Raw genomic sequence first — 16445 nt, forward strand, 5'->3', positions numbered from 1 at the left:
GTCGCAACCCGCACGCGCCCCATCCAACGATTGCATCGAACGATATGACCGCGACCTTACGTTTCGGCCGGTCGGCGTTCGCCGTTCATGCGATGCGTCCGCGCCAGCAGGCGACGCGGACGCAATGACGACGCACGCGCCGGGCGCGCGGCAACGCGCATTGCAATTCGATAACCTGACGATTTGCAAACCACGGATCGGCCGTTCGTTGCGCGGCCCGGACTCAATAGCATCGTGATCCTCGCAGACGTACCCATAAAAAACAGAGGATATTCATGATCAAGAAATCGGTAGTCCTGGGTTTGGTTTCCGTCGGTTCCATCGGCGCACATGCGCAAAGTTCCGTCACGCTGTACGGCCTCGTCGATGCCGGCTTCGCCTATACGAACAACCAGGGCGGCGCGAGCAACATCCAGCAGACGAGCGGCAAGCTGAGCGGCAGCCGCTGGGGCCTGAAAGGCGTCGAGGATCTCGGCGACGGCCTGCAGGCCGTGTTCACCCTCGAAAGCGGGTTCCGGCCGAGCGACGGCGGGCTCGGCCAGGGCGGCCGCCTGTTCGGCCGTTCCGCGTACGTGGGCCTGAGCAAGGCCGGCATCGGCACGCTGACGCTCGGCCGCCAGTACGAGCCGATCACAGATCTCGTCGCGCAGTACTCGGGCTCCGGCTTCTGGTCGCCGGCGACCCATGTCGGCGACAACGACAACATGAACCAGAGCTTCCGGATCAACAACGCGGTGAAGTTCCGCAGCGCGACGATCGCCGGCTTCACGGCCGACGTGCTGTACGCGTTCAGCAACCAGGCGAACGGCGGCGCGGGCACGGGCTTCTCGAACAACAATGCGTGGGGCGTGTCGGCCAACTACGTGAACGGCCCGCTGTCGGCGGGCGCCGGCTACGTGCGGCTGAACAATCCGAGCACGACGTCGAACACCAGCGGCGCGGTGGGCGGCGCGACCTCGACGACGGGCAACGACTACAGCGGCGGGTTCTTCTACGGGCTGAATGGCGGCGTGCGCAAGCAGCAGATCGGCGTCGCGGGCGCGAACTACGCGCTGGGCCGCGCAACGCTCGGCTTCGCGTGGAGCCACACGCAGCTCGACTATCTCGACGGCTCGTCGCGCAAGTTCAACAACTACGACGTCAACGGGCGCTACCAGATCACGCCGGCGGCGACGCTGATCGGCGTCTACACGTTCACCGACGGACGCGCGAGCGGCCTGCCCGGCACCGGCGGCCAGACGCTGAAGCCGCGCTGGCACCAGTTCACGCTCGGGTTCGACTATGCGTTGTCCAAGCGCACCGACATCTATCTGTCCGGCATCTACCAGTTGGCGGCCGGCGATGCGAGCACCGCGACGCCGGGCGGCTATCGCAAGATCGCGGCGATCTCGAACATCGGCAGCGCGTCGTCGACGAATCGCCAGCTCGCGTTCGTCAGCGGGCTGCGCGTGAAGTTCTGATCGCACGCAGCGGGGCGCGCCGCGATAAGCAAAGCGGGAATGCTTGTTTGCCGCGTCGCGCGCCGTTGCCGAGAATGTGCGTTTTTCCGCATGCCGCCGCGCGGCTTCGACCATGACCGACTCCCGCCTTCGCCCGCAACGCCCGCCCCGCACGGGCCGCCGCACCGCGCTGCGGCAACTCGCCGGCGGTTGGGCCGCCGCGCTGCTGCCGAGCGGCGGCGCACTCGCGAGCCCGGCGCTGGCGCCGCTCGATGTGCCGCCGTGGACCCGCACGCCCGGGGCACCGCTGCTGTCGCCGCCGTACGGCCTGCCGGGCGCGCACGAGCGCGACGTGATCCGTCGCAGCGCCCGCACGCCGGCGCTGCCCGGCTCCGGCTCGTCGATGACGCCGCTCGCCGACCTGTTCGGCGACATCACGCCGAACGGCCTCGTCTACGAGCGCCATCATGCGGGCGTGCCCGATATCGACGCGCAACGCCATCGCGTCGTCGTGCACGGCCTCGTGCGCGAACCGCGCATCTTCACGATCGACGACCTGCTGCGCTTTCCGTCCGAATCGCGCATCCACTTTCTCGAATGCTCGGGCAACACCGGCAGCGAATGGAACGGCCCGAGCGGGCTGCCCGTTCAGTTCACGCACGGGCTGCTGTCGTGCTGCGAATGGACCGGCGTGCGGCTGTCGACGCTGCTCGACGAAACCGGCATCGATCCGGCCGCGCACTGGCTGCTCGCGGAGGGTGCGGACGGCGCGGCGATGACGCGCAGCCTGCCGCTCGACCGGATTCTCGATCGCGCGCTGGTTGTCTATGCGCAGAACGGCGAGCGGCTGCGGCCCGAGAACGGTTATCCGGTGCGGCTGATCGTGCCGGGCTTCGAAGGCAACACGAACATCAAGTGGCTGCGACGGCTGAAGCTGGTCCGCGCGCCGGAAATGACGCGCGAGGAAACGTCGAAATACACGAACCTGCTGCCGAACGGCCGCGCGCGCCAGTTCGTGTTCGAGATGGACGCGAAATCGGTGATCACGCGGCCGTCGGCCGGCCACCGGCTCGCGTCGCACGGCTATTACCCGATCGGCGGCTATGCGTGGTCGGGGCGCGGCCGGATTCGCGCGGTCGACGTCTCGACCGACGGCGGCCGCACCTGGCGCGCCGCGCGGCTCGCGGGCGACGTGCGCGATCGCGCGCTGACGCGCTTCGAGGCCGACTGGATCTGGAACGGCGAGCCGGCCGACCTGCAAAGCCGCGCGACCGACGACACGGGCTACGTGCAACCGACCCGCGCCGCGCTCGTCGCCGCGCGCGGCGTGAACTCGCAATACCACTACAACGGCATCCAGAACTGGCGCGTTGACGCGGACGGCGAGGTGCGCAATGCATAAACCGATTGCGCGTCTGATTGCATCGTTCACGGTGGCGACGTCGATGAGCTGTGCGCTCGCCGCGCCCGCGTTCGGCGCGGGCTTCGGTCTCGGCCAGCCGGTCGACCGCGCGACGATCGCCGCATGGGACATCGACGTCGCCCCCGACGGCAGCGGCCTGCCACGCGGGGCTGGCACGGTCGCGCGCGGCGCGCACGTGTTCGCGGACACATGCGCGATGTGTCACGGCGCCGCCGGCCAGGGCGGCGTCGGCGATCCGCTCGTCGGCGGGATCGGCTCGTTGACCGATGCGAAACCGAAGAAGACGGTCGGCAGCTACTGGCCGTATGCGACGACGCTGTTCGATTACATCCGTCGTGCGATGCCATACAACGCGCCCCAATCGCTGAGCGCGGACGACGTCTATGCGGTCACCGCGTACGTGCTGCACCTGAACGGCATCGTGCCCGACGACGCGACGCTCGACGCGCGCACGCTGCCGCGCGTGAAGATGCCGAATCGCGACGGTTTCGTGGCGGATCCGAGGCCGGGAAGGCTGTGACGCGTGCGTTCGTCGGGCAAGCGCGAGCGCGAGCGCTCTTCCGCAAAGCCCGGGATGGTGCGCACGATATTTTCACAAGGTGGTCAATGCCCGTGCCGCCATCGTTCGACGGCCGGGCGCTTCCCCTTCGAATTCACGCGGCAGACGCGCCAGGCGCAGTGAATGCGCGCCGCGCCGGCCGTTGCAACCCGAGATGATCGCGCAGCGTCCGTCCCGCATAGTCGCTGCGAAACAGCCCTCGGCGGCGCAGTTCGGGCAGCACGAGTTCGATGAAGTCGTCGAGGCCGCCGGGCAAGGTCGGCGCCATCACGTTGTAGCCGTCCGCGCCGTACCGCACGAACCGCTCCTCGAGCGCGTCGACGATCTGCCCCGGCGTGCCGACCAGTTGCCAGTGACCACGCGCGCCGGCGATACGCAGATACAGCTCGCGGATCGTCAGGTTCTCGCGGCGGGCGAGTTCGAGCGTCAGCGTCTGCCGGCTCTTGCTCGCGTTCGTCTCCGGCAGCGGCGGAATCGGGCCGTCGAGCGGATACGCGGACAGATCCACGCCGCCGGTCAGCCCCGACACGAGCGCGAGCCCGACCTTCGGGTCGATCAGCGCCTGCAGCGCGTCGAATTTCTCCTTCGCTTCGCGCTCGGTGCGGCCGACCACCGGAAATACGCCGGGCATGATCTTCAGCGTGTCGGGATCGCGGCCGAATGCGGCGAGTTGCCCCTTCACGTCCGCATAGAACGCGATCGCATCGTCGAGCGTCTGCTGCGCGGTGAAGATCACCTCGGCCGTGCGTGCGGCGAGCCGCGTGCCGGCCGGCGACGAACCGGCCTGCACGACGACCGGATGCCCCTGCGGCGAGCGCGCGACGTTCAACGGCCCGCGCACCTGGAAAAAGCGGCCGCGATGATCGAGCACGTGGCGCTTGCCGGGATCGAAGAAGCGTCCCGCCGCGCGATCGCGCACGAAGGCATCGTCGTCCCAGCTATCCCACAGCCCGCGCACGACGTCCGCGAATTCCTCGGCGCGCGCATAGCGTTCGCCGTGATCGAAATGCGCGTCGCGATTGAAGTTGCGCGCTTCGTGCGCGCTCGACGACGTGACCAGGTTCCACCCGGCGCGACCGCCGCTGATGTGATCGAGCGACGCGAACTTGCGCGCGATGTGGAACGGCTCGTTGAAGCTCGTCGACGCGGTGCCGACCAGCCCGATACGCTCGGTGACGGCCGCGAGCGCCGACAGCAGCGTCAACGGCTCGAACTGCGCGACGTAGCTGTGCGCGGTCCGGCTCAGGAACTCGACATCGTCGCCGCGCGTGCCGACGCCGTCCGCGAGGAATACGAGATCGAACTTCGCGGCCTCGGCCGCCTGCGCGAGCCGCACGTAGTGGCGAAAGTCGACGCCGGCATCCGCCTGCGAGCCGGGATGGCGCCAGGCGGCGATGTGATGGCCGGTGGGGTACAGGAACGCGCCGAGGTGCAGATGGCCAGTGCGGGTCGTCATCGGGAAAATTCCAGGAAGGAAGGCTGCGCGTGCAGCGCGCGTGAAAAACCGATTTCAGCTTTGGTTATGCGCGCGCCGGGAATGTCAGTGCTGGATGCCCCAGCGGCGCACCGTCACGCGCTCGAGCGTATCGAACACGAGGTGCTCGACGAGCAGGCCGATCACGATGACGGCCGCGAGCCCCGCGAACACGCGGTCGGTATACAGCTCGTTGCGGTTCTGGAAGATGTACCAGCCGAGCCCGCCCTGCCCCGCGCTCGCGCCGAACACGAGTTCCGCCGCGATCAGCGTGCGCCACGCGAATGCCCAGCCGACCCGCAGCCCCGCCAGAATCGACGGCAGCGCGGCCGGCACGAGGATCAGCGCGATCTGCCGCAGGCCGGTGAGCCCGTAGTTGCGCCCGGCCATCTTCAGCGTGGCCGGCACCCCGGCGAAACCGGTGTACATGCTGAGCGCGAGCGGCCACAACACCGCGTGCACGAGCACGAACAGCAGGCTGCCGGTGCCGAGCCCGAACCACAGCAGCGCGATCGGCAGCAACGCGATCGACGGCAGCGGATTGAACATCGACGTGAGCATCGTCAGCACGTCGCGGCCGATGCGCGTCGACACCGCGACCGACGTCAGCACGAACGCGAAGAACACGCCGAGCGCATAGCCGCGCAGCAGCACCGACATCGAGATGCCCGTCTTCACGAGCAGTTCGCCCGACTCGATGCCCTGCACGAACGCCGCGAGCGTCGCGCCGAAGGTCGGCACGAGCAGATCGTTCGCGACGATGCGCGCGACGATCTCCCACACGGCGATCAGCACGAGCGCGATGACGCCGCGGCGAAACCAGCCCGCATCGGCGATGCGGCGCAACAGCGGCGCGGGTGCCGCGCGCTCTGCGTCGGGCGGCGTGTCGAGCGTGCACGCGTATTCCGCGCGAACGGGTGGCAACGGCGGCAGGACCGGGTCGATCGTGCTCATGATGCGGTGTCCTCAGGGTTCGTCGCGTTCGCGACGCCGGTCGCGTCGGTATCGAACAGCAAATGATGGATGCGTGTGACGCTGTCGCGGAAGTCGCCGGTGCCGACGTTCTCGAGCGAATGCTCGTGGCTGTTGAGTTCCGCGCGCACGCGGCCCGGATGCGGCGACAGCAGCAGGATCCGGTTGCCGACGACGAGCGCTTCCTCGATCGAATGCGTGACGAACAGCAGCGTGAAGCGGAACTCGTCCCACAAGCGCAACAGCTCTTCCTGCATCTTGCGGCGCGTGAGTGCGTCGAGCGCGGCGAACGGTTCGTCCATCAGCAGCACGCGCGGCTGCATCGCGAGTGCGCGCGCGATCGCGACGCGCTGCTTCATCCCGCCGGACAGCGTATGCGGATACGCGTCGGCGAACGCGGTGAGCCCGACCTTGTCGAGATAGTGCAGCGCGCGCTCGCGCGCTTCGGCACGCGACAGCTTCGCGGCCGCACGCAACGGAAACGCGACGTTCTCGGCGACCGTCTTCCACGGCGGCAGCTGGTCGAACTCCTGGAACACGACGATGCGGTCGGGGCCCGGCCCATTCACGGGACTGCCGTCGAGCGCGATCGAACCCGACACGGGCTCGATGAAGCCGGCGATCGCCTTGAGCAACGTGGACTTGCCGCAGCCCGACGGGCCGAGCAGCACGAAGCGGTCGCTGCCGTACACGTCGAAGCTGACCTGATGCGTGGCGCGCACGATCCGCGCCCCGCTCCGGTATTCGAGGTTCACGCGGTCGATGGCCAGCAGGCGCTCGCTGCGCGCGTCGGCCGGTGCGGCCTGCGGCGCGGGCCGGGTCGCGGTACGTGCATCGGCTGCCGCACGCGCGGCCGGCGCAGCGGTGCCACGTGTGGCATACGGCGGCAACCCGATTCGAGGGGAAGTGGCGTTCATGATCGAGACTCTTGCGAAGAAAGCATCAGCATGCGGCCATGTGTGACACGACCCAACCAACGATTGCACATATCGAAACCGGCTCGACGCATAAGCGCCGATCGCGATGCCATAGCGGCGCCGGCACTCAACTGCCGCCGGCCGTCGCCGGATCGTCGAAGAAGTAGTCGCGCCACGATTTCGGCTCGTTGCGGATCGCGCCGGTGCGATACATGAACTGCGCGAGCCGCAGCGTGTTCTGCGGCGCGGTCTTGAACTGCACCTGCGGATTGCGCAGGATCTTCAGCAGCAACGCACGGTCGATCTTCGAGCCGTTCACGCGGATATACGTGTCGGCCGCACGCTCGGGATCGGCCGCGATCTGGCGGGCCGCGTCGGCGAGTGCTGCAACGAATGCGTGGTACGTCTTCGGGTTGTCGTCGCGGAATTTCTGCGTGGCGTACAGCACCGTCGCGGAGCTCGGCCCGCCGAGCACGTCGTACGAACTCAGCACGATATGCGCGCCCGGATTGCCCGCGAGCTCCTGCTCCTGGAACGGCGGATTGCCGAAGTGGCCGGTGATCACGTTGCTGTTCGCGAGAATCGCGGCCGTCGCATCGGGATGCGGAATCGCCTGCGTCAGCGCATCGAGCTTGTCGAACTGCTTGTCGCCCCACTGCTTCGCGGCCGCATACTGCAGCACGCGCGACTGCACCGACACGCCGACGGCCGGCACCGCGATCCGGTCCTTCGCGCTCAGGTCGGCGATGGTCTTCACGTTCGGGTTGTTGCTGACGAGGTAGTACGGGAAATTGCCCAGCGACGCGACGCCCTTCACGTTCTGCCGGCCGCGCGTGCGATCCCACACGGTGAGCAGCGGCCCGACGCCCGCGCCCGCGACATCGACCGCACCCGACAGCAGCGCGTCGTTCACGGCCGCGCCGCCCGACAGCCGCACCCAGTCGACCTTGATGTCGATGCCGGCCTTGCGCCCTTCCTTCTCGATCAGTTGCTGGTCGCGCGCGACGTTCAGCATCAGGTAGACGACGCCGAACTGCTCGGCGATGCGGATGCGGCCTTCCGCATGCGCGGCTTGCGGCAGGCCGACGCCCGCGAATGCGAGCGCGGCGGTGAGCGTGGCGGCCAACGCGCGGCGCGCGGACAGGGTCGTGCGGCTGAACGCCGGCGAAAGCGGAAACGACATCGGAACTCCAGTGATCCAGTCAGAAAGGGGGGCAGCGAAACGCAGCGGCGCGCGACTCAGAACGGCGCGTCGCCTTCGATCGTCGTGCGGTACAGCTTGCGGCGCAGGTGGTCAGGCGTGCCGGCCGCGAGATGCATCAGCGAGCGGTTGTCCCAGAACACGAGATCGTGGTCGCGCCAGTGATGCCGGTACAGGTGCGCGGCGCGCACGCTGTGCGCGAACAGCGCGTCGAGCAGCGCGCGGCTTTCGTCTTCGGGCAGGTCGACGATGCGCGTCGTGAAATGCTCGCTGACGAACAGCGCGCGACGGCCCGTTTCCGGATGCGTGCGCACGACCGGATGCACGACCGCCTCGACCTGCGCGATCTGCTCGGGCGACAGGTTCGGCCGCCACGGGCTGCGCGCCTGCAGCTCCGCATAACGGGCGAGATACGTATGCTCGGCGCGCAGCCCTTCGACCGCGCGGCGCAGATGCGCAGGCAACGTATCCCACGCGAGATGCATGTTCGCGAACAGCGTGTCGCCGCCCTCGGCCGGCAGCTCCTGCGCGTGCAGCAGCGAGCCAAGGCTCGGCTTTTCCTTGTACGACAGGTCGGAGTGCCAGAAATGGCCGGCGTCGCCGAGCCCGATCGGCTTGCCGTTCTCGACGATGTTCGACACGATCAGCACGTCCGGATGCGCGGGCAGCGCGAATTGATGCAGCACGTGGGTCTGCAGCGGCCCGAAGCGGCGGCTGAACGCGATGTGCTCGGCCGGCGTGATGCGCTGGTCGCGAAACACCAGCACGTGATGATCGAGATGCGCGCGGTGGATCCGCGCGAAACCGGTGGCGTCGAGCGGTTGCGACAGGTCGATGCCGACGACTTCAGCGCCCAGCGGCGCGTCGAACGCCACGATGTCGAACTGCTGCGTGCCGGCGTGCGGCGGCGACACGGGCCGTTGGCCGGCGAACGTCCACTCGGTGGCGCGGATGGCGGGAGTCGTCACGATGCAGCCCTTGTTTCGGTAAAAAACCGAATCTACGAGCGCGTGCCGGACTGCGTCAACGAAGCGATTTCGATACGTTTATCTGCTGCAGCGATAAAGATCGCTGCTCGGACGGCGGGCCCGGCGGGGCATGCCGCGGGCACGACCCGCACCTTGACCGGCCCTTCGGCCCGACCGGACAATGTGCGTTCGCCCCGTGTGCCGCACGGGTTCGAATCCCGCACCGATACGACAGACGCGCGACAGCGCTCGCCGCACGCAACGTCCCCTTACGAAGGAGTTCGAGCATGCTTACGCAGAAAACGAAAGACATCGTCAAGGCCACGGCCCCCGTCCTTGCGCAACACGGTTACGACATCATCAAGTGCTTCTACACGCGGCTGTTCAACGCGCATCCGGAGCTGAAGAACGTGTTCAACATGGCGCACCAGGAGCAGGGGCAACAGCAGCAGGCCCTGGCGCGCGCCGTCTATGCGTATGCGGAGAACATCGAGGATCCGAGCAGTCTCGCGGCCGTGCTGACGAACATCGCGAACAAGCACGCGAGCCTCGGCGTGCGGCCCGAGCACTACCCGATCGTCGGCGAGAACCTGCTCGCCGCGATCAAGGAAACGCTCGGCGACGCGGCGACCGACGACATCATCTCCGCGTGGGCGCAGGCTTACGGCAACCTTGCCGACGTGCTGATGGGCATGGAAAGCGGACTGTACGAACAGTCGTCGGATCGCCTGGGCGGCTGGACCGGCTGGCGCACCTTCGTCGTGCGCGAGAAGCGGCCCGAGAGCAGCGTGATCACATCGTTCATCCTTGCGCCGGCCGACGGCAAGCCGGTCGCGAACTTCGAGCCGGGCCAGTACATCAGCGTCGCCGTCGACGTGCCCGCACTCGGCCTGCAGCAGATTCGCCAGTACAGCCTGTCCGACATGCCGAACGGGCATACCTACCGGATCTCCGTGAAACGCGAAAGCGGCGGCACCTATCCGCCCGGCTATGTGTCGTGTCTGCTGCACGATCATGTGAACGTCGGCGACGAGATCAAGCTCGCCGCGCCGTACGGCAGCTTCCACATCGACGTCAATGCGAAGACGCCGCTCGTGCTGATCAGCGGCGGCGTCGGGCTGACGCCGATGATCAGCATGCTGAAGCGCGCGATCCAGGATCCGCAGCGGCAGGTCGTGTTCGTGCACGGCGCGCGCAACAGCGGCGTGCATGCGATGCGCGACCGGCTGCGCGAAACGGCGAAGACGTACGCGAACTTCAAGCTGGTCGTGTTCTACGACGACCCGCTGCCGCAGGATGCCGAAGGCAGCGACTACGACCGCAAGGGGCTCGTCGACGTGAACGCGATCAAGGACACGCTCCTGCTGCCCGATGCCGACTACTACATCTGTGGCCCGGTGCCGTTCATGCGGATCCAGCACGATGCGTTGAAGAACCTCGGGATTCACGAGGCGCGGATCCATTACGAGGTGTTCGGACCCGACCTGTTCGCGGAATGACGCGAAGGCGCTGCATGCCGCGCGAAGCGTGCGGCATGCAGCGCCGTGTTGCCGGCATCGCCGGTCACGGGTGGCCCGCCGCAGTCTCTCGGCGTAGAACATCGCCCTCTCTGTATCCGTCCGGATACGAACAGCATATCTCGTGACGTTTTCGCCCTCCTGGTACCCGAACGGGTACGAAATGCCGATTCGAAAGCAGCGGACGCCAATTCGTTCCTGAATGGATACGAAAACCTGCCCGAACGCGCAAGTTATGCAATACTGTTCCCGATCAGATACGAAGCACGGAGAACGTCATGTCGGAGAGTCGGTCCGTCGGTACGATCGGCGCGCTCGCCCACCTTATCCGCGCCGCGCGGCTCCAGCAGGGTTTCACCCGCGATGAACTCGCGAACGCCACCGGGCTGTCGCCGAAATTCATCAGCCAGGTGGAAGCCGGGAAGCCGACCGCGCAAATCGGCAAGGTGATGCTGCTGCTCGGCGAGCTCGGCGTGCGCCTGTACGCGGAATCGTCGGTCGAGATTTCGGAAGAAACCGCGCTCAAGGCCGCGCAACGCCGCAGGAGCGCCCATGGCGGCTAACACGCTGATTGCCTCCGCAAACGGCGTGCGCATGGGCACGCTGACCGACGACAAAGGCATCTGGTCGTTCGCATACGACGCGCAGTGGCTCGCGTCCCCGGCGGCCTACCCGCTGTCGCCGGCGTTCCCGTTGCGTCCCGACGCGTTCATCGACACGTCCACCGATCGCCCGGTCCAGTGGTTCTTCGACAACCTGCTGCCCGAGGAAGGCATGCGCATGTCGCTTGCGCGCGAGGCGAAGGTCGATGCCGCCGACGCGTGGGGCCTGCTCGCCTACTTCGGGCGCGAGTCGGCCGGCGCGCTCACGTTGCTGGCCGACGGCGAGCATGAAGCGCCGGGCAGCCTGCAGCCGCTGCCGCTCGACGAACTCGAGCGCCGGATCCAGGCGATGCCGCAGCGCGCGCTGACGGCCACCGCGCCCAAGCGCATGTCGGCGGCCGGCGCGCAGCAGAAGCTGCTGCTGGTGCTGCGCGGCGACGCGCCCGACTACGCGCTGTTCGAACCCGTCGGCAGCGAGCCGTCGATGCACCTGCTCAAGCCGGACATGCGCGCGGCCGGCTACCCGCATTCGGCGATCAACGAGTTCTTCTGCATGAAGCTCGCGAAGCAGATGGGGCTCGACGTGCCGGACGCGCATTTCCTGCGCGCGCCGTCCGCGTGCTACGTGATCGACCGTTTCGACCGCGACGTCGCGTCGGAGCCGGCCGGGCGCGTGCATACGATCGATACGATGCAGTTGCTCAACTACGATCGCGGTTTCAAGTACCAGCGCGCGAATGCGCAGGAACTCGCGCGTGCGATCGATCGCACCAGCACGCGTGCGCTGACGCGTCTGTCGGTGTTCCGCTGGACCGTCTTCAACGTGGTGGTCGGCAATGGCGACGCCCATCTGAAAAACCTGTCGTTCTTCGTCGATGCGCGCGGCTACCGGCTTGCGCCGTTCTACGACATCGTCAGCACGGTGGTGTATCACACGCCGACACACCGCCCCGAGCATCGCGGCGACGACTGGCCGCACTGCGAACTGACGATGCCGCTCGGCGCGGCCACGCGGTTCGCGGACATCGACGTGCCTGCGCTGATCGCGTTCGGCCAGGCGCTCGGGCTCCGGGAGAAAGCGGCGGCCAGCGAATTGCAGCGCTTTCTCGAGCCGCTCGATCGCAACGTTGCGCTGACGCTCGATGAAGTGCGGGAGATCGCGCGGCCGGATGCGGGGGAAGTTCGGCTGTTGAATTCGATCGTGGCGATGCCGATCGCGGAGATGGGGCGGGCGCTGCGGCCCACGCGCCAGTGAGTGGGCATGTGCGCGCCCTCCCCGGCACGCCAGTCGCGACGCCGCACGGGGTCGTTCAACGCTCGTCAGCGGCGATCCGCAAACGCATCGACTCCCGTCAGTGCCGCCGACCGCGCCCATAGGCGCGCCGCATCCTCGGCATCGATCGCGTGCGGCCGCACACCGGCTTCCTCGTCACCTTGCGTGACGACCGCGATATCGCAGTCCTCGCAGTACACCCCGCCGATATCGGCGAGACGCGGCGACGTTGCAGCCCATACCTGGGTCGCCGCGCCCTGCGCCGGCGTCTTGAAAGTCGGGTCGACGGGCATCCCGTGCTCGTCCACCCACCCCTGCGCCATCATCTCTTCGCGTGTCAGGTGACGCTGTAGCGGCGTCGCGATCTTGCCGGGGTGCAACGAATAGGCCCTCACGCCGCTGGACGCGCCGAGCGCGTCGAGCTGCACCGCGAACAACGCGTTCGCGGTCTTCGACTGCCCGTACGCGAGCCATTTGTCGTACCCGCGGGCGAACTGGAGATCGTCCCAGCGGATGGGCGACAGCCGGTGTCCGAGCGACGACACCGCGACCACGCGCGCGCCGTGACCATGCGCGAGCGCCGGCCACAGCCGGTTGACGAGCGCATGGTGACCGAGGTGATTGACGGCGAACTGCGACTCCCACCCCTGGCCTACGCGCGTCTCCGGACAGGCCATGATGCCCGCGCTGTTGACCACGATGTGCACGTCGCGCCGCGCATCGACGAACCGGGCGGCGAATACGGCCACACTCGCGAGATCGGCGAGGTCGAGTTCTGCGACTTCGACGCCGGCGACGCCGCGCACTGCGTCACGCGCGGTATCGGCGCGCCGGGCGCCGACCACGACGTGCGCGCCGGCCTGTGCCAGTGCACGCGTCGTCTCGAGGCCGAGCCCCGAATGGCCGCCCGTGACGATGGCCGTTTTGCCACGGAGATCGAGTCCGCCGAGCACATCGCTCGCCGTCGACGCGGCATCGAATCCGGATTGAAGGGGGTGCTGCCTGCTCGTCATTGAAGCCTCCACGCACACTGGGTCAAGCACGCGGCCGCCCGTCGGCTGCGTCGCTGTACGGACCATTCTGCGGACCAGCACCCGGACAGTAAATGCAATAGAATCCGGTTTTTCGTCGAGATCGTCCGGGGCCGTGCGTGGATCCGCTATCCGAAGTGCTCTCGCTGCTGACAACCCGCGACGCGTATTTCACCGGCCTGCGCGCCGGCGGCGAGTGGGCAGTCGACCTTCCGCCGCCCGAAGGCATCAAGTTCAACGCGGTCGTCGAAGGAAGCTGCTGGCTGACCGTCGACGGCGCGGGGCCGCCCGTGCGGCTGCGAACGGGAGACTGCTTCCTGCTCGCGTCGCCGCGGGCATTCACGCTCGCGAGCGATCCGTCGGTGGCGCCGCTCACCGTCGCCGACGTGTACCGCAATGTCGAACGCGGCATCGCCCACTATGGCGAACCGGCCGATTGCTTTCTGATCGGCGGCCGGTTCTCGTACCACGAGGGCATGCCACTGCTGCTCGGCAGCCTGCCGCCCGTGGTCATCGTGAACGGCGAATCCGACCAGGCGGCGGTGCTGCGCTGGGCGCTGCAGCAGCTCGCTCGGGAATTCGGTGCATCGTCGCCGGGTGCAGCGTTGATGGTCCGCCATCTCGGGCACATGATGCTCGTGCAGATACTGCGGCACTACGTCGACAGCGGCGCCAGTCGCGATGTCGGGTGGCTCGCCGGCTTCGCGGATGCCCGCGTAAGCGCCGCGCTTGCCGCGATCCACGCGGCCCCGGCACGCCGCTGGACCGTCGACGAGCTCGCAGCCTGCTGCCACGTCTCGCGTTCGACGTTCGCGCTGCATTTCAAGCGGCGGCTAGGGTTCGGGCCGCTCGAATACGTGCTGCGCTGGCGGATCCAGCTCGCGATGCGGGAACTGCGACGCTCGAACGCCTCCATATCGGCGGTGGCGCAAATGCTCGGCTACGACTCGGATAGCGCGTTCGGCCACGCGTTCAAGCGCATCGTGGGCTGCTCGCCAAGCGCCTATCGCCATGAAAAGACCGGCGCGCAGAACGGTCAGCCGCGCGACGCGGTCGACGACGGGGCTGGCTGACGTTCATTCCGGGGTTCGGTTGCACGACGGATCGTGCGTTTTCTCGATTGCATTCATTCGCATCACCAGCATCAGGATAAAAACAATTAGCGTACCTAGTAGAAAAATTAACGAACTTCAACACCGAGCACACGCACTCGGGAAAATACTGCTACGGTAAGACGCCAATGCAAACGTTCGTAGAAAGCACACCATTGGCGCGCGACGGGCAACTGGATCGGATCATGCCGACAGCCGACCCTATCGGACAAACCGCTTAGTTGACGCGTCTGTCAGATCAAGTCTCGGTTAGGATAACTTATTCGATCCTGGCGGATCGCGCGCCGGATGACGCATACTTCGCGACGCTGCCAGCGATTAAATCGGCGGCATGCTCGCCCCGGACGTTCCACTTAAAAATCTCCGAAAACTGTCCGGACGAGCGAGGTCACCTCTGCCAAAGTAAATGCGCGACTCGCAGTCTGTTGAGTTGCATGGAAACCCGACCCAAGAGTGATGCCACTAAAACGCTAGTCAATAATTACTTCGATTGCGTTGTAACCGAAGGTAGTGCCCTTCTTGTACCAGATAGCTATCTGTCCATCTTTTGAACCTTTCGCATCAGCCGAAGAATAGTTCGGATTAGCTCTCTGTGTGAGGACCCCATTGGCAGACACATCGAGGTTCCAGTCCGTGACGGCCGTGTAGTGCGTGTCGGCGTCAGTGGTTACATCGGTCCTGGACCCATCCGTGCCAACGAGTGCGACTTTCAACTGGGCGTTACCGCCGGGCAGCAGGTGAATGGAGTTCTGCTTAAGGAACGCTTCTGCCGCCGCTTGATCGGGCGTTCCAGTCGCTTCGTATTCAGCCTCGCCTTTGTAGACAGTCCCGTTCACACTCACCTCCAAGACAGCATTCGGCGCGTCCTGAGCCATGGCGTCTACATTCGCAAGCGCAGCGAGAACCGCGACAAGAGGCAGTGTGAAGGTCTTTGCAAAGTTCATGCTTTACCCCTCTACAGGAAGGTTGTGAGATTGTCGGTAGTCGACGCACTGGGAGCGCACGTTGTTGCGGAGATATTGAACCATTCCCGACGCGAAGGCACCCGCCACCACGTTATTTGCCTGGCCCACACGGGTGGAGATGATGGATCCGATCCGGTTCCAATCGTTGACCGTACCGCATCCCGTAGTGTTGAGCGCCGACTGTAGATCACGCGAGATATGGTATCTGGCCATTCGCGCTTCACAGACCTTCTGCTTCACATAGGCGATGGTGGAGGGAAAATTGTCGCATGACGCGATGACCATGTTTCAGTCGCCGGACTTCGATGTAAAGGGCGTCACAAACCGAGTCACGACTGTGTCGAGCCAAGCGCGGTTGTCGAGGTTCGTTTTGGAAAGGCAGGAGGTCTTAGCGATGCAGGTTTGATTGACAATGAAGCCGTTCTCCGGCGCACCAGCGGGCTGAGACAACTGATCAAGAGCGACGACGTTCGCATAGCAGGCATCGCCGCAATAGCGCGTCGCATAGCTAGGGTCGGAGGTACAGAAACGGCTCGACAGGCCAACGTTCGCTGTTGACGCCCAGAGCGTGCAGGAAGAGTCCTGTGGGACAGCACCTGCCTGCTCGAAGAGCGGGTAACAGACGTCGTCGCCGGTGTCAGAATAAGTTACCGTCGAGGCAGTCGTCAGGATAAGTATTCTTATCACAACGCCACGATTTATCACCCAAACCCGATCAGACGCAAATACCGCGGCCCCCCTCTGAACGGGTGTGCTACAAGGCCGGTCGGCGCCGGCGCCAACGGTCAACCCACGACCAGATGCACAACGAACAGCAGCAACACGATAAAAATAGCGACTGCAACGAGTGCGGCAACGATCACGGCGAAGGGATTGAGTTGCGTCGCATCCGCCTCGAGATTTTTTCGTTTGTTGACCCCGAGAAACGCCAGAAAGACCGCGCGGAACGCACGAACAATCTGATCTTTACCTGTTTCAGCCATATAGTTCTC

At 66.2% G+C, this 16445-nt stretch carries 16 protein-coding genes; 7 read left to right on the top strand and 9 right to left on the bottom strand.

Annotated elements, in window-relative coordinates:
* Positions 1-275: 275 nt before the first annotated feature.
* The 3 genes from BX604_RS25875 to BX604_RS25885 all read left to right on the top strand — a co-directional run bounded on the left by BX604_RS25875 (position 276) and on the right by BX604_RS25885 (position 3382).
* Positions 276-1460 carry a porin gene (locus BX604_RS25875; protein WP_098553643.1) on the top strand — a complete coding sequence of 395 codons (1185 nt, stop codon included), beginning with the start codon at positions 276-278 and terminating at the stop codon, positions 1458-1460.
* A 112-nt stretch (positions 1461-1572) separates the two neighbouring features.
* Positions 1573-2841, top strand: coding sequence for a sulfite dehydrogenase (gene soxC, locus BX604_RS25880; RefSeq protein WP_098553644.1), 1269 nt, complete (start codon positions 1573-1575; stop codon positions 2839-2841).
* A complete protein-coding gene (locus tag BX604_RS25885) occupies positions 2834-3382 on the top strand; it encodes a c-type cytochrome (RefSeq protein ID WP_098553645.1) in 549 nt (182 codons plus the stop codon). Before soxC ends, BX604_RS25885 begins: the two co-directional genes overlap by 8 nt.
* Positions 3383-3515: 133 nt before the next feature.
* On the opposite strand, the gene BX604_RS25890 is transcribed toward BX604_RS25885, so the two are convergent.
* From BX604_RS25890 to BX604_RS25910, 5 genes are all read right to left on the bottom strand, one after another.
* Complete coding sequence (locus BX604_RS25890) at positions 3516-4877, bottom strand: LLM class flavin-dependent oxidoreductase (protein WP_098553646.1); 1362 nt, start codon at positions 4875-4877, stop codon at positions 3516-3518.
* Between the two features lie 84 nt (positions 4878-4961).
* The gene (locus tag BX604_RS25895; protein ID WP_098553647.1) at positions 4962-5849 is read right to left on the bottom strand and encodes an ABC transporter permease; all 888 of its coding nucleotides are present in this window, start codon (positions 5847-5849) and stop codon (positions 4962-4964) included.
* The gene (locus BX604_RS25900) at positions 5846-6784 is read right to left on the bottom strand and encodes an ABC transporter ATP-binding protein (protein ID WP_098553648.1); all 939 of its coding nucleotides are present in this window, start codon (positions 6782-6784) and stop codon (positions 5846-5848) included. The genes BX604_RS25895 and BX604_RS25900 overlap by 4 nt, the downstream gene beginning before the upstream one ends.
* 127 nt (positions 6785-6911) lie before the next feature.
* A complete protein-coding gene (locus BX604_RS25905) occupies positions 6912-7967 on the bottom strand; it encodes an ABC transporter substrate-binding protein (RefSeq protein ID WP_098553649.1) in 1056 nt (351 codons plus the stop codon).
* Between the two features lie 56 nt (positions 7968-8023).
* On the bottom strand, positions 8024-8953 hold the full coding sequence (locus BX604_RS25910; protein WP_098553650.1) for a TauD/TfdA dioxygenase family protein: 930 nt from the start codon (positions 8951-8953) through the stop codon (positions 8024-8026).
* A gap of 287 nt (positions 8954-9240) precedes the next feature.
* Between BX604_RS25910 and hmpA the strand changes: the two genes are divergently transcribed.
* The 3 genes from hmpA (at position 9241) to BX604_RS25925 (ending at position 12327) form a co-directional block, all read left to right on the top strand.
* On the top strand, positions 9241-10452 hold the full coding sequence (hmpA, locus tag BX604_RS25915; RefSeq protein ID WP_098553651.1) for an NO-inducible flavohemoprotein: 1212 nt from the start codon (positions 9241-9243) through the stop codon (positions 10450-10452).
* A gap of 296 nt (positions 10453-10748) precedes the next feature.
* Positions 10749-11033 (top strand): helix-turn-helix domain-containing protein, encoded by a 285-nt coding sequence (locus BX604_RS25920; protein ID WP_098553652.1) that lies wholly within the window; start codon positions 10749-10751, stop codon positions 11031-11033.
* Positions 11023-12327 carry a HipA domain-containing protein gene (locus BX604_RS25925; RefSeq protein ID WP_098553653.1) on the top strand — a complete coding sequence of 435 codons (1305 nt, stop codon included), beginning with the start codon at positions 11023-11025 and terminating at the stop codon, positions 12325-12327. Before BX604_RS25920 ends, BX604_RS25925 begins: the two co-directional genes overlap by 11 nt.
* A 65-nt stretch (positions 12328-12392) precedes the next feature.
* Here BX604_RS25925 and BX604_RS25930 read toward each other — a convergent pair whose 3' ends face one another.
* Positions 12393-13358, bottom strand: a complete 966-nt coding sequence (locus tag BX604_RS25930; RefSeq protein ID WP_098553654.1) for an SDR family NAD(P)-dependent oxidoreductase — start codon at positions 13356-13358, stop codon at positions 12393-12395.
* 137 nt (positions 13359-13495) lie between these two features.
* Between BX604_RS25930 and BX604_RS25935 the strand changes: the two genes are divergently transcribed.
* Positions 13496-14449, top strand: coding sequence for an AraC family transcriptional regulator (locus tag BX604_RS25935; RefSeq protein WP_098553655.1), 954 nt, complete (start codon positions 13496-13498; stop codon positions 14447-14449).
* Positions 14450-14958: 509 nt separating this feature from the next.
* On the opposite strand, the gene BX604_RS25940 is transcribed toward BX604_RS25935, so the two are convergent.
* The 3 genes from BX604_RS25940 to BX604_RS25945 all read right to left on the bottom strand — a co-directional run bounded on the left by BX604_RS25940 (position 14959) and on the right by BX604_RS25945 (position 16436).
* Positions 14959-15432 carry a hypothetical protein gene (locus tag BX604_RS25940; protein WP_098553656.1) on the bottom strand — a complete coding sequence of 158 codons (474 nt, stop codon included), beginning with the start codon at positions 15430-15432 and terminating at the stop codon, positions 14959-14961.
* A gap of 3 nt (positions 15433-15435) precedes the next feature.
* Positions 15436-15738, bottom strand: a complete 303-nt coding sequence (locus BX604_RS38625) for a hypothetical protein (protein WP_143748115.1) — start codon at positions 15736-15738, stop codon at positions 15436-15438.
* Positions 15739-16238: 500 nt separating this feature from the next.
* Positions 16239-16436 (bottom strand): DUF2970 domain-containing protein, encoded by a 198-nt coding sequence (locus BX604_RS25945; RefSeq protein ID WP_098554053.1) that lies wholly within the window; start codon positions 16434-16436, stop codon positions 16239-16241.
* Positions 16437-16445 lie beyond the last annotated feature (9 nt).

The organism is Burkholderia sp. JKS000303, assembly GCF_002563755.1.
GTDB classification, from domain to species: domain Bacteria; phylum Pseudomonadota; class Gammaproteobacteria; order Burkholderiales; family Burkholderiaceae; genus Burkholderia; species Burkholderia anthina_B.